Annotated in this window: 20 protein-coding genes; 9 read left to right on the forward strand and 11 right to left on the reverse strand. The window is 48.5% G+C overall.

Features of this window, described 5'->3' with window-relative positions; all coding sequences use genetic code 11:
* The 6 genes from azu to argF all read left to right on the forward strand — a co-directional run bounded on the left by azu (position 1) and on the right by argF (position 5,061).
* On the forward strand, positions 1 to 570 hold the full coding sequence (azu, locus tag ACTHR7_RS06530) for an azurin (RefSeq protein WP_070460143.1): 570 nt from the start codon (positions 1 to 3) through the stop codon (positions 568 to 570).
* 92 nt (positions 571 to 662) lie between these two features.
* Positions 663 to 1,172, forward strand: coding sequence for a hemerythrin domain-containing protein (locus tag ACTHR7_RS06535; RefSeq protein ID WP_070584903.1), 510 nt, complete (start codon positions 663 to 665; stop codon positions 1,170 to 1,172).
* A 34-nt stretch (positions 1,173 to 1,206) separates the two neighbouring features.
* On the forward strand, positions 1,207 to 1,827 hold the full coding sequence (locus tag ACTHR7_RS06540) for a glucose-6-phosphate 1-dehydrogenase family protein (RefSeq protein WP_107868245.1): 621 nt from the start codon (positions 1,207 to 1,209) through the stop codon (positions 1,825 to 1,827).
* 111 nt (positions 1,828 to 1,938) lie between these two features.
* Positions 1,939 to 3,072, forward strand: a complete 1,134-nt coding sequence (gene dapE, locus ACTHR7_RS06545) for a succinyl-diaminopimelate desuccinylase (protein ID WP_107868244.1) — start codon at positions 1,939 to 1,941, stop codon at positions 3,070 to 3,072.
* A gap of 96 nt (positions 3,073 to 3,168) precedes the next feature.
* Positions 3,169 to 3,924: a methylated-DNA--[protein]-cysteine S-methyltransferase gene (locus tag ACTHR7_RS06550; protein ID WP_107868243.1), complete on the forward strand. Its 756-nt coding sequence runs from the start codon at positions 3,169 to 3,171 to the stop codon at positions 3,922 to 3,924.
* Between the two features lie 141 nt (positions 3,925 to 4,065).
* Positions 4,066 to 5,061 (forward strand): ornithine carbamoyltransferase, encoded by a 996-nt coding sequence (argF, locus tag ACTHR7_RS06555; protein ID WP_107868242.1) that lies wholly within the window; start codon positions 4,066 to 4,068, stop codon positions 5,059 to 5,061.
* A gap of 97 nt (positions 5,062 to 5,158) precedes the next feature.
* On the opposite strand, the gene ACTHR7_RS06560 is transcribed toward argF, so the two are convergent.
* From ACTHR7_RS06560 to hemN, 3 genes are all read right to left on the reverse strand, one after another.
* A complete protein-coding gene (locus tag ACTHR7_RS06560; RefSeq protein ID WP_440370545.1) occupies positions 5,159 to 6,145 on the reverse strand; it encodes a TraB/GumN family protein in 987 nt (328 codons plus the stop codon).
* 38 nt (positions 6,146 to 6,183) lie between these two features.
* Entirely contained in the window at positions 6,184 to 6,429 is a 246-nt protein-coding gene (locus ACTHR7_RS06565) for a DUF1289 domain-containing protein (protein ID WP_107868276.1), read from the reverse strand.
* A 69-nt stretch (positions 6,430 to 6,498) separates the two neighbouring features.
* Positions 6,499 to 7,920, reverse strand: a complete 1,422-nt coding sequence (gene hemN, locus ACTHR7_RS06570; RefSeq protein ID WP_107868240.1) for an oxygen-independent coproporphyrinogen III oxidase — start codon at positions 7,918 to 7,920, stop codon at positions 6,499 to 6,501.
* Positions 7,921 to 8,082: 162 nt separating this feature from the next.
* Between hemN and fnr the strand changes: the two genes are divergently transcribed.
* Complete coding sequence (gene fnr / locus ACTHR7_RS06575) at positions 8,083 to 8,817, forward strand: fumarate/nitrate reduction transcriptional regulator Fnr (RefSeq protein WP_039862092.1); 735 nt, start codon at positions 8,083 to 8,085, stop codon at positions 8,815 to 8,817.
* An 86-nt stretch (positions 8,818 to 8,903) separates the two neighbouring features.
* Here fnr and ACTHR7_RS06580 read toward each other — a convergent pair whose 3' ends face one another.
* Positions 8,904 to 9,854 (reverse strand): CysB family HTH-type transcriptional regulator, encoded by a 951-nt coding sequence (locus tag ACTHR7_RS06580; protein ID WP_049336754.1) that lies wholly within the window; start codon positions 9,852 to 9,854, stop codon positions 8,904 to 8,906.
* 442 nt (positions 9,855 to 10,296) lie between these two features.
* On the opposite strand from ACTHR7_RS06580, the gene ACTHR7_RS06585 reads away from it, so the two are divergent.
* A complete protein-coding gene (locus ACTHR7_RS06585) occupies positions 10,297 to 11,058 on the forward strand; it encodes an OmpA family protein (protein WP_107868239.1) in 762 nt (253 codons plus the stop codon).
* A 135-nt stretch (positions 11,059 to 11,193) separates the two neighbouring features.
* On the opposite strand, the gene ACTHR7_RS06590 is transcribed toward ACTHR7_RS06585, so the two are convergent.
* Positions 11,194 to 11,622, reverse strand: coding sequence for a DUF4149 domain-containing protein (locus tag ACTHR7_RS06590; RefSeq protein ID WP_107868238.1), 429 nt, complete (start codon positions 11,620 to 11,622; stop codon positions 11,194 to 11,196).
* Between the two features lie 98 nt (positions 11,623 to 11,720).
* Positions 11,721 to 12,197 carry a transcription elongation factor GreA gene (gene greA, locus ACTHR7_RS06595; protein WP_003684304.1) on the reverse strand — a complete coding sequence of 159 codons (477 nt, stop codon included), beginning with the start codon at positions 12,195 to 12,197 and terminating at the stop codon, positions 11,721 to 11,723.
* A gap of 345 nt (positions 12,198 to 12,542) precedes the next feature.
* Between greA and ACTHR7_RS06600 the strand changes: the two genes are divergently transcribed.
* A complete protein-coding gene (locus ACTHR7_RS06600; RefSeq protein WP_440344922.1) occupies positions 12,543 to 13,952 on the forward strand; it encodes a PepSY-associated TM helix domain-containing protein in 1,410 nt (469 codons plus the stop codon).
* A gap of 212 nt (positions 13,953 to 14,164) precedes the next feature.
* Here the strand turns inward: ACTHR7_RS06600 and rplS are convergent, their stop codons facing one another.
* The 5 genes from rplS to ACTHR7_RS06625 all read right to left on the reverse strand — a co-directional run bounded on the left by rplS (position 14,165) and on the right by ACTHR7_RS06625 (position 18,533).
* Positions 14,165 to 14,530: a 50S ribosomal protein L19 gene (gene rplS, locus ACTHR7_RS06605; protein ID WP_003679470.1), complete on the reverse strand. Its 366-nt coding sequence runs from the start codon at positions 14,528 to 14,530 to the stop codon at positions 14,165 to 14,167.
* 14 nt (positions 14,531 to 14,544) lie between these two features.
* Positions 14,545 to 15,294 (reverse strand): tRNA (guanosine(37)-N1)-methyltransferase TrmD, encoded by a 750-nt coding sequence (gene trmD, locus ACTHR7_RS06610; protein ID WP_003679468.1) that lies wholly within the window; start codon positions 15,292 to 15,294, stop codon positions 14,545 to 14,547.
* Positions 15,294 to 15,803, reverse strand: coding sequence for a ribosome maturation factor RimM (gene rimM, locus ACTHR7_RS06615; protein ID WP_107868313.1), 510 nt, complete (start codon positions 15,801 to 15,803; stop codon positions 15,294 to 15,296). Before rimM ends, trmD begins: the two co-directional genes overlap by 1 nt.
* Before the next feature lie 15 nt (positions 15,804 to 15,818).
* Positions 15,819 to 16,067 (reverse strand): 30S ribosomal protein S16, encoded by a 249-nt coding sequence (rpsP, locus tag ACTHR7_RS06620; protein WP_003684452.1) that lies wholly within the window; start codon positions 16,065 to 16,067, stop codon positions 15,819 to 15,821.
* Positions 16,068 to 16,142: 75 nt separating this feature from the next.
* Entirely contained in the window at positions 16,143 to 18,533 is a 2,391-nt protein-coding gene (locus ACTHR7_RS06625; protein WP_440370546.1) for a GNAT family N-acetyltransferase, read from the reverse strand.
* Between the last annotated feature and the right edge of the window lie 51 nt (positions 18,534 to 18,584).

Genomic DNA, 18,584 nt, shown 5'->3' on the forward strand with positions numbered 1-18,584 from the left:
ATGAAAGCTTATCTGGCTCTGATTTCCGCTGCCGTTATCGGCTTGGCTGCATGCTCTCAAGAAGCTGCAAAACCTGCTGAAGCCCCTGCTGCTTCCGAAGCTGCCCCTGCAGAAACTACTGCACCTGCTGATGCAGCTCCTGCTTCTGAAGCCGCTCCAGCCGACGCTGCCGCTGCTCCTGCTGCCGGCAACTGCGCGACTACTGTTGAAGCCAACGACGCTATGCAGTTCAACACTAAAGAAATCCAAGTAAGCAAAGCTTGTAAAGAATTCACCATCACCCTGAAACACACCGGTACCCAACCTAAAGCCAGCATGGGTCACAACATTGTCATCGGTAAAACTGAAGACATGGACGGTATTTTCAAAGATGGCGTTGGCGCAGCTGACACTGACTACGTTAAACCTGATGATGCGCGCGTTGTTGCCCACACCAAACTGATCGGTGGCGGCGAAGAATCTTCTTTGACTCTGGATCCTGCCAAACTGGCTGACGGCGAATACAAATTCGCTTGTACCTTCCCAGGTCACGGTGCTTTGATGAACGGTAAAGTTACTTTGGTTGACTAATCCGCCTCAAGCTCGAAAACAGACAGCCTGCCTTGCGCAGGCTGTTTTGTTATAATCTGGAAACATTAATTTAAGAATAAAACCTCAAAACCATGAATCCGTTTGAAACCAAAAGCGTTACTTTTGCCGAACCCATTGAAATGCTATATGCCTGCCACGGCAAAGTGCGCCGTTTCTGCAATCAGGTTGCCATGTTGTCGGACTATATTGCCGAAAACGGCTGTAATCAGGTTGTTTTGCAAACCATCCGCCAAATTGCCCAGTATTTCAACGTTGCCGCGCCGTTACACCATGAAGATGAAGAAGAAAACTTCTTTCCGCTTTTATTGCAATATGCGCCGCAAGCTCAAGAAAGCGTTGACGAGCTGTTGCGCCAACATGTCAGTCTGCATAGTAACTGGGACGGCGTAGCGGCTGAATTTGCCAAGCTTGAAGCGGACAACGCCTATATCCCCGATGCCGAAGCATTCAAACGTTTTGTCGCAGGATATGATGTTCATCTGGCGATTGAAGAGCCGCTGTTTGATATGGGCAAAACCTTTATCCCCAAAGAAAAATTAACCGAAATCGGCGAAATTATGGCCGCACGCCGCCGTAAATAAGGCCGTCTGAAACAATCGTCTCAAGGAATACACTATGCTGACCCCAAAAAGTTGCGATTTGTTCAATATCCCTTTTTTCCAGTTTTCCCAGCTTAAAAAATACCAGCCTGAAAGCATTCCGCAAATCAAGGCAGACTATAAAGAAAACTGGCAGGTATGGCAGCAGCTGATCCAGCAGGTTGCCGCCGAATTGGGTGCACCGTTCGCGCCGCCGCATATCGAACGCTGGTGTAACGGCTGGCAGGTCCGCGCTCATTTCTTTGCCTATTTCAAATACGAACAATATAAAAATTCCGCAGCAATTTTGTCGATTTTGCTGAATCGCCGCCGTTTGAGTGTCAGCTTGGATTGGCACTGCTATAAAGCCGATGTTTCACCTATTGCGCTGCCTGATTACAACCGCTGGCTAGATAATTTTGATACTGAAAAATACGCTTCCTTCGATATGTGGCACGGCGCGGAAAGCGAATATGACGACTACCGCACCGTCGCCCAACAAAGCGACGGCGATAGAAAGCTTCGGGACGACAAAGATTTCTTCTGTATCGGAAAACACATCGAACGCGATGATTTGGGCAAGCAGGATGTCGCGAAATGGATAGTGGAAACAGTGGAAGAATTACTGCCGCTGTATGAAGCTTGCCATGGACAATAACTCAGAAGACTGAAAGGCAGACTGCCCATTCAGTATCTTCAAATAAATCAAGGCCGTCTGAAAATTATATTCAGAACGTTTCAGACGGCCTGTTTCTCAAAGTGAACAAATATGACCGAAACTCAATCCTTAGAGCTTGCCAAAGAGCTGATTTCCCGCCCATCTGTTACGCCGGATGATCAAAACTGCCAACAACTGCTGGCCGAACGCCTGCAAAAAATCGGTTTTGCCGTAGAAGAGCTTCATTTTGGCGACACCAAAAATGTTTGGTTGCGACGCGGTACGCAGGCTCCGTTGTTCTGCTTTGCCGGACATACCGACGTCGTGCCGACAGGCCCTGTTGAAAAATGGGATTCACCCCCGTTTGAACCGACCGAGCGTGAAGGCTGTCTGTATGGCCGCGGCGCGGCGGATATGAAAACCAGCATTGCCTGCTTCGTTACCGCCTGCGAGCGTTTCGTTGCCGAACATCCCGATCATCAAGGCAGTATCGCGCTCCTGATTACTTCCGACGAAGAGGGCGATGCGCTGGACGGTACGACTAAAGTCGTCGATGTGTTGAAAGCGCGCGGCGAGTTGATTGATTACTGTATCGTCGGTGAACCGACTGCCGTGGATAAATTAGGCGATATGTTGAAAAACGGCCGCCGTGGCTCGTTGTCGGGCAATCTGACCGTCAAAGGCAAGCAAGGCCATATTGCCTATCCGCATTTGGCAATCAATCCCGTGCATACTTTTGCCCCGGCCTTGCTGGAGCTGACACAAGAAGTCTGGGACGAGGGCAATGAATACTTTCCACCGACCAGTTTCCAAATTTCCAATATCAACGGCGGTACAGGCGCGACCAATGTTATTCCGGGCGAGCTGAACGTCAAATTCAATTTCCGCTTTTCTACCGAGTCCACCGAAGAAGGGCTGAAACAACGCGTCCACGCCATTTTGGACAAACACTGCGTGCAATATGATTTGCAGTGGTCTTGTTCCGGCCAACCGTTTTTAACTCAGGCCGGAAAACTGACCGATGTGGCGCGCGAAGCCATTGCCGAGATTTGTGGCGTTGAGGCCGAATTGTCCACTACCGGCGGTACTTCGGATGGGCGCTTCATCAAAGCCATTGCCAAAGAACTCATCGAATTAGGCCCGTCTAACGCGACCATCCACCAAATCAACGAAAACGTACGTTTGGAAGATATTCCGAAGCTGTCGGCAGTATATGAAGGTATGTTGAAACGTTTGTTTAAGTGAAAAAGGCCGTATAGGCTTTGAAAAACGATAGGGCGATATGATTCTTTTGCTCTTTTTGTTTTCGTTTAAGTTATCGATAATTGGACAAGGCAAAATATGATTACTCTGCCTTCTTTAAACGACCTTCCATCAAGGTGGAATGAAATCCGAGAGCAGTTGGAAACTGACTTTCCCGTTACTCTCGAAGCCTTGCTGCACGAGCGTCTTACGGAACACGAAGCCAAGCAGTTCGTGCAGGATTTTATCGACCGTATCGGCTGCACGCCCGAAGAATATGTCCGTATCCGCCGAGCCATCCGTCTGTTGGAAGCGCGTTACCCTGATAGTCCGAACGAACTGACTGCGGCCGCGGTTGCTACGCCGTTGGGCGAGATGTTGGCGGTGTTCGGCAGTAATGGTTTGTGTCTGCTGGAATTTGTCGGTCAGAAACATATGGAACAGGAAATCATGGCTGTTCAAAAAGCTTTGCGCGGGCAGTTTATTTTCCAAGAAAATGAGCAAACGCAACTTTTACGCCAAGAATTGGATTTATACTTTCAAGGCCGTCTGAAAGTTTTTGCGACGTCTTTGGAAACGATAGGTACAGCCTTTCAGCAGCAGGTGTGGAATGCGCTGCTGACCATTCCTTACGGCGAAACGCGTAGCTACAAGGAGCAGGCGCAACAGTTGGGTAATCCTAAAGCCATTCGCGCCGTTGCCGCCGCCAACGGGCAGAACAAGGTGTCTATCCTGATTCCCTGCCACCGTGTCATCGGCAGCGACGGTAAGCTGACCGGCTACGCAGGCGGTCTGAACCGCAAACAATCGTTGCTTGCCTTGGAGCGAGGCGAGGTTCAGACGGCCTTGTTTTGAGTTTTGAGAGGATAAGAGGCTGCATTAGGGGCAGGCTTCGCACGTTGAAAAATTGAGCAGCAGAAGGTCGGGGAAGCCCGGAAAAATCTGCATGGAGAAAAATGTTGGGCAACGCCCACGCTAGAAAAAGAGAAATAAGACATGAGCCTGAAAAACCGCCATTTTTTAAAACTTTTGGATTTTACGCCGGAAGAAATTACCACCTATCTCGACCTTGCCGCCGAATTAAAGGCCGCTAAAAAAGCAGGGCGTGAGGTACAGCGGATGAAGGGGAAAAACATTGCCCTGATTTTCGAGAAAACATCAACCCGCACCCGTTGCGCGTTTGAAGTGGCCGCACGCGACCAAGGAGCAGGGGTAACTTATCTGGAGCCGTCTGCCAGCCAAATCGGGCATAAGGAAAGCATTAAGGATACGGCGCGTGTTTTAGGGCGGATGTTTGACGGTATCGAGTATCGCGGTTTTGGACAGAATGTAGTGGAAGAGCTGGCCAAGTATGCAGGCGTGCCTGTGTTCAATGGTTTGACCAACGAGTTCCACCCGACTCAAATGCTTGCTGATGCGCTGACGATGCGCGAGCATAGCAATAAGCCTTTGAACCAAATTGCGTTTGCCTATGTCGGCGATGCGCGTTACAACATGGCCAATTCGTTGCTGGTGTTGGCTGCGAAACTGGGCATGAATGTGCGTATCGGTGCGCCGAAAAGCCTGTGGCCGTCTGAAAACATTATCAAGACGGTGCAGGCTGTTGCCAAAGAGACCGGCGGACGGATTCTGTTGACGGAGAATGTGAAAGAAGCCGTGAAAGGCGTGGATTTTATCCATACCGATGTGTGGGTCAGCATGGGTGAGCCTAAAGAGGCTTGGCAGGAACGTATTGATTTGCTGAAAGGTTACCGAGTTACGCCCGAATTAATGGCTGCGGCTGAAAATCCGCAAGTCAAGTTTATGCATTGCCTGCCTGCTTTCCATAATCGCGAAACCAAAGTCGGCGAATGGATTTATGAGACATTCAGCCTGAATGGCGTGGAAGTAACGGAAGAAGTCTTTGAAAGCGAAGCCAGCATTGTGTTTGATCAGGCAGAAAACCGGATGCACACGATTAAAGCGGTGATGGTAGCGGCATTGGGCGATTGATTTTGTCTCAACATTGCTTACCGCTTCATTTAATAGAGATTAAATAAAGGCCGTCTGAAAGAAAGACTTTCAGACGGCCTTGTTGTTTGATTGGGGTTTATTGCCAAATCAGGACTTTGGGTTCGGGCGTTACTTGATAGCCTTCTTGACGCAATAGTTCGATTAAGCCTTTTTCGCTGGGTAAATGGGCAATACCGACGGCAAAGAGGGTGCTTTGTTTGGTGGATTGCTTGCGGATTTCAGGCAGCCATGCCAAATTGCGGCGGATCAGGAGATCGTTTTTCAGCCAATCGGACATGGCTTTGGCGTATTTGGTATCAACACGTTTGAGGGTGCGTTGTTCGGTTTCTTCCAAAAGTGGGATCAGTTCTTCAAAGCGGCCGTCTGAATAGGCTTGATGGAGTTTTTTGATATCTTCGGTTTCTTCTTTATTGGTTTTAATGCTGGCTTTCAGAAAGTTGAGCATGGTTTCTTCAGGCTGTGCTTTGAAGATCGCGGTAACATCATCCAAACTTTCCAATGAACCACGCGGCTTATTGATGTCGGCTGCCGCGTTGGTCAGCAACATATCTGCACCGATTTCTGAGCTATACCCTTGGGGAAATGTACTGCCGGCAAAAATGAATGCTGCCCACGGATGGAGTTTGTCGGCAATTTGGGCGATGGGTCGACTCTCTTCATTTTGTGAATAGATTTCTTGTAAAAGACGGAAATCTGCTTTGCCAAGCTTACGGCTGAGTGGTTCGGTACTCATGATTTCTTTGAAGTATTTTTGATACATTTTTTTCGTTTCCGGACTGCTGTCCGGCAATGCGTCAACTTCTGTCGTCAGTTGGGCGGTGGATTGCAACAGTTTGACTGCATCGGGAGACAAGGTTTGATTGGTTTGCCCCATGTGGATGGTGCCGAGCAGGTAGGAATCGGGTTGGCCTTCTTTGCTGATTTTCCAAACATTGCTGGTGAGTTTGGGCTGCTGCCAGTTAAGTTCGGCAGGTTTGCTTTCGGGTAAAGTTGCGGCGGGTTTGCAGGCGCCCAAGGCGAGGGCGGTAAATGGTATCAGCAGGCAGGCAAGCAGTTTTTTCATGTTTTTCCTTATTGTGGTGTGCGGTAGGCAAGGGCAATTTAGAAATCGAGCAGGTTTTGAACTGGATGTTCGTTCGTTTCGGGTTTTTCCAGTTTGCGGTTGCGGATTTTGGCCTTCCTGAGGGATAGAAGGTGCATGACTTGATGCTTTTGGCTGTCGGTCATCTGGAGCCAGTACAAGCGCTCTTCCCGGCTGCGCAGGCAGCCTTTGCAATAGCCTTTGGCATTGGCTTCGCAAACGCCGATGCAGGGGCTGGGAATGGGGAAGAAATCGGGTTGATCCATTTTGTGTTGCTTTTGATGTGAAAAAAGGCCGTCTGAAATATAGCACATATGTTCAGACGGCCTAAGTGTTTATACGGTTTGCGAGTATTTGGCTTTAGTTTCTTTATGGCGTAAATGGTAGTCGAACACCATGGCGATGTTGCGGATCAGGAAACGGCCCTTCGGCGTAACGGTCAGGCCGTGCGGTTTGAGACGAACCAGACCGAGGGTTTCCAGTTGCTTCATATCTTCCAGTTCCGCTACAAAATAGCGGCTAAACGGAATGCCGAACACGCTTTCGTAAATTTGATAATCAAGCGAGAAGCGGCACATTAAATCCTGAATGATGTTGCGGCGCAAAATATCGTCTTGATTGAGCTGGTAGCCGCGCATAATCGGTAGATGTCCGGCGTCGAGTGCGGCGTAATAGGCATCGATGTCGCGCTCGTTTTGGGAGTAGGTGCTGCCGATTTTGCCGATAGAAGATACGCCGATTGCCACCAAGTCGCAGTCGGCATAGGTCGAGTAGCCTTGGAAGTTGCGTTGTAGGAAGCCTTCTTTGAGGGCGATGGAGAGCTCGTCGTCAGGTTTGGCAAAGTGGTCCATGCCGATGAAAACATAGCCGCGCTCGGTCAGGGTTTGAACGCAATATTGCAGCATATCGAGTTTTTCTTCGCTGCCGGGGACGACATTGGTGTCGATACGGCGTTGCGGTTTGAAGATATGCGGCAGGTGGGCGTAGTGGTAAAGGGCGAGGCGGTCGGGATCGAGGGATAAGACCGTATCGATGGTGTTTTTGATGCTTTCGGTGTTTTGGTGCGGCAGGCCGTAAATCAAATCGACGCTGACCGATTTAAACCCGGCTTCACGCGCGGCATCAATCACTTCTTTGGTTTCTTCATAACTTTGAATGCGGTTGACCGCTTCCTGCACTTTAGGGTCAAAGTCTTGAATACCGACACTCATGCGGTTGAAACCGAGTTTGCCCAGTTTGAGGACGGTTTCGCGGCTGACTTTGCGCGGGTCGATTTCGATGGAGTATTCGCCGTTGGGAATCAGCTGGAAGTATTTGCGGATCATGTCGAATACGCGTTCGAGTTGGTCGTCGCTCAGGAATGTGGGCGTGCCGCCGCCGAAGTGGAGTTGTGCAAGCTGGTGTCGTCCGCCCAAATGCGGTGCCAGCAATTCCATTTCTTTTTCCAGATACTGGATATAGGCATCGGCACGGCTTTTGTCTTTGGTAATGATTTTGTTGCAGCCACAGTAGTAGCAGATGGTATTGCAGAAAGGAATGTGAATATAGAGCGAAAGGGGTTTATTGAGCGCGCCCATGTTGCGCAGGCTTAAAGCTTGGATATATTCGGCTTCTTTAAAGCCTTCATGGAAGCGGTCGGCGGTCGGATAGGATGTATAACGTGGACCGCTTGATGGCAAACTGGCAATTAATTCACGGTCAAATTCCGGTAATTCATTGTTTGTGTTGGTGTTATTTGAGATGGGGATGATTTTCATGGTCGGGGCTTGTAGTATAAAGTGAGGAAATTAGGGAAAATTTTAGTCAAAATTTCGATAGTTTGGTAGAATGCCTCATAATGATATGCCGACTTTGACATGGGTCAATAGTTATTCGGCTTAATCAGGGGTTGAGAGAATTAAGCAAATTAAAGGTGCGTTATGGCTACACACAATGCAACACATCAAATGAAAACCTTGTGTTCCACATGTTCTTTACGCGAACTGTGTTTGCCTGTCGGACTAATGCCTAACGAATTTTCACAATTGGATGCGGTTATTCGTCAAAGCCGCCGTCTGAAAAAAGGTGAATACCTGTTCCGTGCCGGCGAGCCGTTTACCTCTTTGTTTGCCATCCGTGCGGGCTTCTTTAAGACAACAGTCGCCAGCCAAGACGGACGAGATCAGGTAACCGGCTTTTTTATGTCGGGCGAGCTGATCGGTATGGATGGGATTTGTTCCCATATTCACAGCTGTGATGCTGTGGCTTTGGAAGACAGCGAGGTATGCGAGCTTCCGTTTACACACATTGAAGAACTCGGTCAGGATATTCCCAGCCTCCGCTCTCACTTTTTCCGCTTGATGAGTCGTGAAATTGTTCGAGATCAGGGCGTTATGCTGCTTTTGGGCAATATGCGCGCTGAAGAGCGATTGGCAGCATTCTTGCTAAACTTGTCTCAGCGCCTCTATTCACGAGGCTTCGCCGCCAATGATTTTATCTTGCGGATGTCGCGTGAGGAAATCGGCAGCTATTTGGGGCTGAAGCTGGAAACAGTCAGCCGCACCTTGTCTAAATTCCATCATGAAGGCTTGATTTCGGTTGAACACAAGCACATCAAAATCTTAGATGCGACAACCTTGAAGAAAATGGTTTCCGGTTGTTCGCACGCTATCTGAATCTTAGGCCGTCTGAAATATTTCAGACGGCCTTTTTAACAAGAATTAAAGAATAATTGTTAAGTTACGCAAGTGATAGTCAGATATTAAATTGAAAAATCTTCAACAACCGGCGTGTACAGAATGCGGTCGACTACTTCTCTGGTCAGTTTCGGTGCAAACATCTGGATAAAGTCATACGCGTAACCGCGCAGGTAAGTATCCGAGCGTAAGGCTATCCAAGTGGGTGACGGTTCAAATAAGTGTGCCGCATCAATCAGCTGTAAATCTTGATCGACAACGGGATCGTACGCCATTTTGGCCATTAACCCAACGCCCAAACCTAAGCGGACATACGTCTTCAGTACATCTGTATCGGCAGCCGATAAGGCAACATCAGGTTGCTCAATATGCGCTTTATTAAATGTACGCGCGATACTGCTGCCGGAATTAAAAGCAAATTCGTAAGTAACTAGCGGAAAAGAAGCCAAATCTTCAAGGCTTAAAGGATTGCGGCAGTCCAAAAGAGGGTGGTCATGCGGAACAATGACGGCATGGTTCCATTCGTAGCAGGGCAGTTTGCCCAACTCAGGATGATCGTCAATCTGTTCGGTAATAATTGCCAAATCCGCTTCGCCACTGCTGACCATTTGCGCAATGGCAGAGGGGCTGCCTTGTTTGATGGTCAAATTGACCTTAGGGTAGTTTTTGACAAATTCCGCAACGATTTTGGGCAAAGCATAGCGCGCCTGGGTATGCGTTGTCGCGATGGTCAGCGAGCCGCTGTCGTGATCGGTAAATTCGCTGCCGATATTTTTAATGTTTTGTACATCACGCAAAATCCGTTCCGAAATCTCTAATACGGCTTTGCCCGGTTGCGAAACGGAAACCACACGTTTGCCACTGCGGATAAAAATTTGAATACCCAATTCTTCTTCAAGCAGGCGGATTTGTTTGGAAATGCCGGGCTGGGATGTAAAAAGCGCATCGGCGGCTTCAGAGACATTCAGATTGTGTCGGTAAACCTCAAGGGCATAACGTAATTGTTGCAGTTTCATGGTGGCAGTACCGGATACGTTGTTATTGTGGATTTTGTGCGACAAACGGCATGTAATTTAACATATTTTGTCCAGTTTTGCCCCGAGTTTTGAAAATGTTTGTTTTTAATGAAAATATCTTTTAATGATATGAAAACAGAAAATTCAAGAAAGAAGAGGGAAGAGGATTTTGTTGTTTTTGTACAACTTTAGGTGGATGAATTGTCTGATTTTGCCCTAAATTAATGACACAAGATTGATTTTTCGGCATGATTAACTACTAGGAAGCAGGCACTTCATGATTGTTTGAAGGCATCGAGTATTGACAGTTTGCCTTGCGCTTCTTTATAGTGCAACCTGATATATCCGATTTGCCGCTGTTTTGATACTGCGGCCTGTATATTGGTACTTTGCAGCGGTTGCTTTCCTAGTCCGCCGCATAACAATTTGATGAGGGAATAAAATGACCAAACAGCTGAAATTAAGCGCATTGTTCGTTGCCTTGGTTGCCTCTGGCACCGCTATGGCCAGCGAAGCGCACACCAAACACGGTTACACCGTAAGCAGCAAATCTCAAGAAATCGTCCGTAACAACTACGGCGAATGCTGGAAAAACAGCTACTTCGACAAAGCTACCCAAGGCCGTGTTGAATGTGGTGATCGTGAAGCAGTTGCTCCCGTACAACAAGCTCCTGAGTATGTTGATGAAACTGTTTCCCTGTCTACTAAAACTCTGTTCGGCTTCGACAAAGACAACCTGCGTCCTGAAGCTCAAGAAAACCTGAACTCTTTGGCTCAACGCCTGAGCAACGAAAGCGTACAAACTGTACGTGTTGAAGGTCACACTGACTTCATGGGTTCTGAGCAATACAACCAAGATTTGTCTGAGCGTCGTGCTAACGTAGTAGCTAACTACTTGGTAGGTCGTGGCGTTGCTTCTAGCAAAATCTCTGCAGTAGGTCTGGGCGAATCTCAAGCTCGCATGACTGCTACTTGTGAAGCTGAAGTTGCTAAATTGGGCAAAAAAGTTTCTAAAGCTAAGAAACGTGCTGATCTTATCGCTTGTATCGAACCTGACCGTCGCGTTGATGTTAAAATCCGCAGCGTTGTTACTCGTCAAGTTGCTCCAGGCCAAACTATCGAAGGTCAAGGCGAATTGCCTGCTACTGATGAAGGTTGGATCCCAGCTCCTTACAATGGCGTTCACGGTTACGCTAAACCTTAATCGGTTTGTGAAAAATGCCCTGCAATATGCAGGGCATTTTTTTATGGTTTATATTTGAAGAGTCGGGGAGTTCATGATTCAAAATAAAAGGCCGTCTGAAAGGTTTATTTTCAGACGGCCTTTTATTAAGACAGATTAGTTTGGCCTCGGCCATTTCCATACGCAGATGGCTGCCAGTATCGTACAAATCAAAAAGAGGATACTGGATAAGCCGTGCCAAACGCCGAATGTTCCTCCAACTAGGGATAGCAGCCAGTTATCCAGCCCGTACTTGTGTGCCTCGATAACCGGCGTAACCAAAAGATGGTTGCAGGCTAAGAGTAGCCAAAGTACCAAGATCCACCAAGAAAGTGAAGCCAGCTGCCGTCTGAAAAAGGCATAGGCTGCGCCAAAAATAACTAAGCCACATATTGCTGTAATAGCAAACAAAATGCCGGCAATTTCTCCCGCCTGCATTTTAGGTAGAAGGCGGAACAGGATAGGGGCAGTAACATAGCCTGCTGTCAGCTGCATACCGAGCCACATGGCGGCAGCGGTTTGGATAATTTTGTACAGTAGATTCATTATGCTTCTCCTGGGAAGATTTCGTTTTCTTTGATTATGGTGTTTTTAGGTACAACAAAAGGCCGTCTGAAAATGTTTCCAGACGGCCTTGAACTTATTTAGATATATTGTACGGCAATGATGTCATATTCACGCACGCCGCCGGGTGCTTGAACTTCTGCAACGTCGCCTTCTTCTTTGCCGATCAGGGCGCGGGCAATTGGGGAGCCAACGTAGATTTTGCGTTCTTTGATGTCTGCCTCATCTTCACCGACGATTTGGTAGGTAACTTGTTCTTCAGTTTCCAAATCTTCGAGTGTCACAGTTGTGCCAAACACGATTTTACCTTCAGCATGGATTTCGGCAGGGTTGATGATATGTGCCATAGAGAGTTTGTGTTCCAACTCGGCGATACGGCCTTCGATAAAGCCTTGCCGTTCTTTGGCGGCTTCGTATTCTGCGTTTTCAGACAAGTCGCCGTGCGAACGTGCTTCGGCGATGGCTTCAATGACTTCTGGGCGTGCTACGCTTTTGAGGTGTTGAAGTTCTTGTTTCAACAATTCTGCACCACGGACGGTCAAAGGGATTTTTTGCATAGAGTTCTCCATGAAAGCATGATGATGCTTTTAAAATTTTATCCGGCCACGCGCGGTAGCCGGATTGGAAATAAAAATACAAGCCGCCAAAGCTTGGCGGCTTGATGAATAAATAAGTAATGCCTGTATTCTACCAAATTCTGCCGAAACCGCAATGATTAAAACGGATTTTCAGTAAAGTGTTGTTTTCTTTCTATTTTGTTTTTTTCAGACGGCCTGAAAACTAAATATTGAAGTATTTCAAAGCTGCATGGGAAAAACGGTTTCTTAAATGAATGTTTTTGATTAAAATACCTGATGCTAATTCGTAGTAATTAGTCTGCTTTAACTATACGAAGAGATTATATGGAAACAAAACCAACTCCCCAAAATGAACAACAGGCTAACCGCCGTTATTTGACTGTTTGGCGATGGCATTTTTATGCCGGATTTTTGGTTGCGCCGTTTTTAACCCTGTTGGCTGTTACAGGGTTGGGAATGCTGCTATTTGCCAATATCACCGGTAAAGAAGGCGAACTCATACATGTTGCGCCGCAGGCAGTGGTTCAGCCTTTATCGGCTCAGGCTGAAGCCGCCAGACAGTTTGTAAATCCGGAAACTGCTTCGGTAGTGCAGTATATTGCGCCGCGCGCAGATGATATGGTTGCCGTATTCCGCGTGAACAATGACGATAAGGCTACTATGGTTGCCGTTGATCCCTATACGGCGAAGGTCGTCAATTCAACGCCGCGCAATGAAGGCTGGTATCACATCATGGACGAAATCCATGGCGATATGATGATCGGTCCGGTAGGCGACTATCTGCTGGAAACTGCCGCGTCGCTGACCATCCTGCTGATAATCACGGGGATTTATTTGTGGTGGGCGAAACAGCGCAGCCTGAAATCCATGCTTGTGCCGAAAGCAGGCAAAGGGCGCACATGGTGGCGTAGCATGCACGGCGCATTCGGCACTTGGGTTTCTTTGCTTCTATTACTGTTCTGCCTGTCGGGCGTTGCTTGGGCGGGAATTTGGGGTGGTAAGTTGGTTCAGTCTTGGAGCCAATTCCCTGCCGGTAAATGGGGCGTCAAACCGAACCCTGTATCTACCGTGCCGACCCATGGCGATGTGTTGAACGACGGTAAAATCAAAGAAGTGCCATGGGTTCTGGAGCTTACGCCTATGCCTGTTTCCGGTACAACGAAGGGCGAAAACGGCATCAATCCGAGCGAACCGATGACTTTGGAAACGGTTGGCCGCTTTGCCCGCGAAATCGGTTTTGAAGGTCGCTACAAGCTTAATTTGCCTAAAGGCGAAACGGGCGTGTGGACGCTGTCTCAAGACTCGATGAGCTACGATATGCCCAGTCCGACCGCCGACCGCACGGTACACATCGATCAATACAGCGGTAAAGTCCTTGCCGACATCCATTACGACGATTACAACTGGTTTGGTAAATTCATGGCGGTCAGCATTGCGCTGCATATCGGTACGATGGGCTGGTGGAGCGTGTTGGCGAACGTTTTGTTCTGCTTGGCGGTCATCTTCATCTGCGTCAGCGGCTGTGTGATGTGGTGGAAACGTCGTCCTTCGGAAGCACGTGGTTTGGTTCCTCCTGCACAGAAAATCAAATTGCCGGTATGGTGGGCAATGGCTGTGCCACTTCTGATTTTGGCTGTGATTTTCCCAACAGCCATTGCCGCAATCGCTGTGATTTGGATTTTGGATACACTGTTGTTGTCGCGTATCCCTGCATTGGCAAGATGGTTTAAATAACCGTCCGATGTGATTAAAGTCCGTCTGAATCTTTTGTTTCAGACGGCGGCCTTTTGTATAAAGGTTAAAAGAGGTAGGGAAGTTACGATTCTGTTTGAGTTTATATGTGAAATGGAGATGGTGGTTGGCTTGCAGGATTGTGTAAGAAAGACGAGGAGATCTTGTATAAAAACAAAAACCCACTTCATTGAAGTGGGTTTTTGATGAAGGTATTAACCTTTGCGAGCAGGCAATTTTTCTTTAATGCGAGCTGCTTTACCGGTCAGGCCGCGCAAGTAGTACAGTTTGGCGCGACGTACGTCACCACGGCGTTTAACTTCGATTTTTTCTACGGTAGGAGAGTACAGTTGGAAAGTACGTTCTACACCTTCGCCGCTAGAGATTTTGCGAACGATGAAGTTGCTGTTCAGGCCACGGTTGCGGCGAGCGATAACAACACCTTCGTATGCTTGCAGACGGCTGCGAGAACCCTCAACCACGCGTACAGATACGACAACGGTGTCGCCTGGAGCGAATTCAGGGATTTCTTTGTTCAAGCGAGCGATTTCTTCTTGCTCTAATTGTTGAATCAAGTTCATTTGTTTTTCCTAAGTTATGATTGGATTTCCTGTTGCTCTTGCAAGATTTCTTTTAAGAGGCGGGATTCCTTTGGGATTAAACTGCGCTTTTCCAATAAATCAGGTCGGCGCTCTAAAGTGCGTCGCAGGGATTGTTTCAATCGCCACTCGGCAATCAAGCCATGATTTCCTGAGCGTAAGACCTCGGGAACCATCATGCCTTGGAATTCTACGGGTTTGGTGTAATGAGGACAGTCTAAAAGGCCGTCTGAAAACGAGTCTTGTTCGGCTGACTGTATATCGCCCAACACACCTGGAACCAACCTTAAGACGGCATCCATCAACATCATGGCGGGTAATTCGCCACCCGAGACGACAAAGTCGCCAATGCTGATTTCTTCGTCCACACTGCTTTGCAATAGTCTTTCATCTATGCCTTCATAGCGTCCGCATAGAAGAACAAGATGAGGCAGTTCGGCAAGTTCTGCAGCTTTTTTGTGTGTCAGCGGCTGACCTTGCGGACTGAGATAAATTACTTTGGCAGGTTTTTGCGAGTTTGCTTTGGCTTCTTCAATTGCCGCTTGAAGCGGCGGCGCCATCATAATCATTCCCGGACCACCTCCGAAGGGGCGATCATCAATATAGCCAAGTTTGTTATCGGCAAATTTTCGGGGATTGATGGCTTGAAACTGCCAAAGATTTTGTTTTCTTGCTCTGCCTGTAACGCCATATTCAACAATGCTGTCGAACATCTCTGGGAAAATGGTGATGGCTTGGATCAGCATCAGTAGTCCAAACCCCAGTCGGCGATAATGGTTTTGCTGTCGGTATCGACAGATTCGATATAGTTGGAGACAAAGGGAATCAGGATTTGTCCGTGTTCGCCTTTAATCATCAAAACATCATTTGCACCGGTTTCCATCAGGTTGCTGACTTTGCCGAGAACGATGTTTTCTTTGTTGATGACGGTCATGCCGACTAAATCTGCCCAGTAGTATTCGTCTTCCTCAGTAGGGGCGAATGACTCTCTGGGGATTTCGATGGTATAGCCGCGCAAGGCAAAGGCTTGGTCGCGATCGTCTATACCTTCAAATTTGACCTGAAGTTCGCCATTGACAATTTTACCTGCCTCAAGCACAACATTCAGGGTTTTGCCATCCTTGCACAACTGCCACTCGGGGTAGTCCAGCAGGCTGTCGGTATATTCGGTATTGGTGGCAATTTTAAGCCAGCCTTTAATGCCGAATACACCTTTGATGTAGCCCATGGCTACCCGTTTTTGAGTGTCTGTCATGGTCGTTTCGGCTGATTAAGCAGCGATTTTTTGCTCTTTAATCAGTTTGGCAACTGCGTCGCTAACTTTCGCGCCTTGAGCAACCCAATGGTTGATGCGGTCTGCGTCGAAACGTACGCGTTCTTGTTTTTCGTTGGCAACGGGGTTGTAGAAACCTACGCGCTCGATGAAGCGGCCGTCACGACGGTTGCGAGAGTCAGTTACGACTACGTTGAAGAAAGGGCGGTGTTTTGAGCCGCCGCGAGCCAAACGGATAACTACCATTTTGAGTCCTTTTGAAAAATGCGGATATATAGAAACCGCTAATTTTAGGATATTTCACACGGGTTATGCAAGTTTTTATTTGTTTTTGTTGCTGTTTTGCCATTCATTCAAATCGAGGCTGGCTTGATACAGGCCGCGGTCGGTTTCCGATGGGGTAACGGTAAATCCTGATTTTTCAGCGAGTTTGAGCATCGGTGTGTTTTCTTTGAGGATTTCCGCATTCATGGTTTGGTAACCTTGCTGTGTGGCAGTTTGGATAATAAGGCTCATCATTTTGCCTGCCAAGCCGGTTTTGCGTGCTTCAGGTGCCAAAGTAATGCCGAACTCGCACTCATTGCGATTGATGCGGCTGTAACGGCTGACTGCGACGATACGGCCGTCTGAAGCGAAGGCTGCCCACGCGCATTCGGTATGGAAATCGGGACGGGTCAGCCGTGCGAGTGTGGGCAGCGGTAACTCGTTGGTATGGGTCATGAAGCGCGTATAGCGGTCGGCCGCGGGTAATTGGCGGACAAATTTTTGTTTGGCTTCGGCATCTTCAGGCTCTAGTGCGCGGATGTGCAGTGTGTTGCCGTCGGGCAGGGTAAATGTATCGGTTTGGCTCGGATACGGTGCGAGTACGTTTTGTATCTCGGGCGTTTCGGTTTTAGGGTGCAGCAGTTCGGAAGCGGCTTCGCCGGTGTTGCGTAGGAATTCGGCTGCGGCCGGATTTTTTTGTTGGAGGTAGGCGGCGGCACTTTGCATTTTAGCGGCGGCCTGTTCTAAGGTTTGGACGGCTTTTTTGGGGATTTTGGTTGTCGGCGCGGCTGGTTTTTCCACAATTTCGGGAATGATGGTGCTGCTGTATTGGCTGCCGTTGTAGTTGAGGATGATGTCGCCGATATGCTGGTTGTTGTGGATAAGCGTGTTTAGGGAATGCAGGAATTGATTGAGAACGGAAGTGTTGTCGAGTTCTGCAAATTGGCTTAAACGCTGGATATCGAGTGTGGTAAATGGAGGTAATGCGGCTTCGGTTTGGCCGTTGTAATGGGCGGAAAGGATGTTGCCGTAAATGGCATGGCGGCTGAACTGGAACTGGACGGCATTGTGTTTTTGGGTTTGGCACGGAGGCAGGTATAGGGCTTCCACCATCAGTTCGGTTTGGCCGGAAGCAATGGCTTTATCGATATTTTTGCTTTTAGGTGTTTTCAGACGGCCTGTTTTGGCTGGCGCAGGGGTATTTTGCACTTGTAGCAAATAGGCGGTTTGATTGCGGAAATAAAGTGTCAGCAAGGCTTCTTCCGGTGTGTTAAACCGAGTCAGGCCGTCTGAAAAACGATAGCTGACGAGAATGGGCTTGCTGGTTTTTTGTGCCAAATTATTCAGAGTTTGATGAATACTGTATGCGTCCGGCGTATCTGGCGAAATAATGCCGAGCAGGGCTTGAGTATGTGGATTTTGTAATTGTTCGAGCACCAGACGGTGGATGCGTGCAGGCGTGGGGTTGCTGCCGATGCAGCCTTGTCGGACGGATGGTGCATCGGTTGGGAGGTCGAGGGTCAATTCACAGGCATTGGCGCTAGTGCGCAGCCATTCTATCGGCGTGTCGGACAGAATGGTGGGGTTGGTAATGACGGGAATGCCGGAAAGGTGGGCTTTTAGGGCTGCTTCCAGTTCGGCGTTATTGAATACCGGTTGGAAATTGCAATGGCGGCTGAGGCTGCGCAGGATGGCTTTGTCTGTGTCGTCGGTGTAGTGTGTGGACAACAGGATAAGCGGAGTGTGGCGTGTAAAGTGTTGGATGGCGCTGAACAGCTCGCGTTGGTTTTCAGCCGGATTGTAGTGGATGACGGCAACTTTGGTATGGCGGTTGTGGCCGAAGCGGTTGAGCCAGTCGGCGGATGTGGTAGGGCTTAGGTCAAAGTTGAGGCTGATGTGGCGCGATACGCCTTGGTGCAGCGTGTTCAGCAGGTGGTTGATGTTGCGGCTGACAGTGCTGTGGCCGGTCAGTAATGCGATATGGCCGGCCGGATAGTCGGCTTGGGTGCCGATATTGAGATTGAGTGAGGGAAGTTGGACGCCTGCGCTGTTGCATACGGTGATGTTCAATTCGTCGCCGTGATATTTTTGAATGATGGAACGGGCGTTTTTACAGGATTCGGGAGGCAGGTTTTCCCAATCTTGAATCAGGATAATGTGGCGCAGGTCTTTTTTACGGCAGGCTTTGAACAGCGAGTCGTAATGGTCGGGCGGGATAACGGCAACAACCAAATCGGCTTGGCCCGGGATTTTGCTGAGGCTGGAGTAGGAGGGAATGCCTGCGACACTGCTGTGTCGAAGATTGACGGGGGTGATTTTGCCTTGATATGAGGAACCGAGCAGGTGGCTGAAAATGCGTTCGCCAAGGCTGTGCGGACGTTCGCTGGCGCCGACGAGGATGATGTGTTCAGGCATGAAGAAGTAGCCGGTTTGGACGGTTGCACTCATGATGGTTCCTTATTTGTGTTTTTGGCCGTCTGAAAAGTTTCAGACGGCCTT

The sequence above is a fragment of the Neisseria sp. P0007.S010 genome (genome assembly GCF_051962875.1).
Lineage (GTDB): Bacteria > Pseudomonadota > Gammaproteobacteria > Burkholderiales > Neisseriaceae > Neisseria > Neisseria subflava_A.

Excerpts from the sequence above, each read along its gene's own strand:
- ACTHR7_RS06535 (WP_070584903.1), top strand. The coding sequence starts at position 663 with ATGAATCCGTTTGAAACCAAAAGCGTTACTTTTGCCGAACCCATTGAA.
- ACTHR7_RS06580 (WP_049336754.1), bottom strand. The coding sequence starts at position 9,854 with ATGAAACTGCAACAATTACGTTATGCCCTTGAGGTTTACCGACACAAT.
- hemN (WP_107868240.1), bottom strand. The coding sequence starts at position 7,920 with ATGAAAATCATCCCCATCTCAAATAACACCAACACAAACAATGAATTA.
- trmD (WP_003679468.1), bottom strand. The coding sequence starts at position 15,294 with ATGCTGATCCAAGCCATCACCATTTTCCCAGAGATGTTCGACAGCATT.
- dapE (WP_107868244.1), top strand. The coding sequence starts at position 1,939 with ATGACCGAAACTCAATCCTTAGAGCTTGCCAAAGAGCTGATTTCCCGC.
- rimM (WP_107868313.1), bottom strand. The coding sequence starts at position 15,803 with ATGACAGACACTCAAAAACGGGTAGCCATGGGCTACATCAAAGGTGTA.
- fnr (WP_039862092.1), top strand. The coding sequence starts at position 8,083 with ATGGCTACACACAATGCAACACATCAAATGAAAACCTTGTGTTCCACA.
- ACTHR7_RS06590 (WP_107868238.1), bottom strand. The coding sequence starts at position 11,622 with ATGAATCTACTGTACAAAATTATCCAAACCGCTGCCGCCATGTGGCTC.
- argF (WP_107868242.1), top strand. The coding sequence starts at position 4,066 with ATGAGCCTGAAAAACCGCCATTTTTTAAAACTTTTGGATTTTACGCCG.
- greA (WP_003684304.1), bottom strand. The coding sequence starts at position 12,197 with ATGCAAAAAATCCCTTTGACCGTCCGTGGTGCAGAATTGTTGAAACAA.
- ACTHR7_RS06565 (WP_107868276.1), bottom strand. The coding sequence starts at position 6,429 with ATGGATCAACCCGATTTCTTCCCCATTCCCAGCCCCTGCATCGGCGTT.
- ACTHR7_RS06560 (WP_440370545.1), bottom strand. The coding sequence starts at position 6,145 with ATGAAAAAACTGCTTGCCTGCCTGCTGATACCATTTACCGCCCTCGCC.
- azu (WP_070460143.1), top strand. The coding sequence starts at position 1 with ATGAAAGCTTATCTGGCTCTGATTTCCGCTGCCGTTATCGGCTTGGCT.
- rplS (WP_003679470.1), bottom strand. The coding sequence starts at position 14,530 with ATGAACTTGATTCAACAATTAGAGCAAGAAGAAATCGCTCGCTTGAAC.
- ACTHR7_RS06540 (WP_107868245.1), top strand. The coding sequence starts at position 1,207 with ATGCTGACCCCAAAAAGTTGCGATTTGTTCAATATCCCTTTTTTCCAG.
- ACTHR7_RS06625 (WP_440370546.1), bottom strand. The coding sequence starts at position 18,533 with ATGAGTGCAACCGTCCAAACCGGCTACTTCTTCATGCCTGAACACATC.
- ACTHR7_RS06585 (WP_107868239.1), top strand. The coding sequence starts at position 10,297 with ATGACCAAACAGCTGAAATTAAGCGCATTGTTCGTTGCCTTGGTTGCC.
- ACTHR7_RS06550 (WP_107868243.1), top strand. The coding sequence starts at position 3,169 with ATGATTACTCTGCCTTCTTTAAACGACCTTCCATCAAGGTGGAATGAA.
- ACTHR7_RS06600 (WP_440344922.1), top strand. The coding sequence starts at position 12,543 with ATGGAAACAAAACCAACTCCCCAAAATGAACAACAGGCTAACCGCCGT.
- rpsP (WP_003684452.1), bottom strand. The coding sequence starts at position 16,067 with ATGGTAGTTATCCGTTTGGCTCGCGGCGGCTCAAAACACCGCCCTTTC.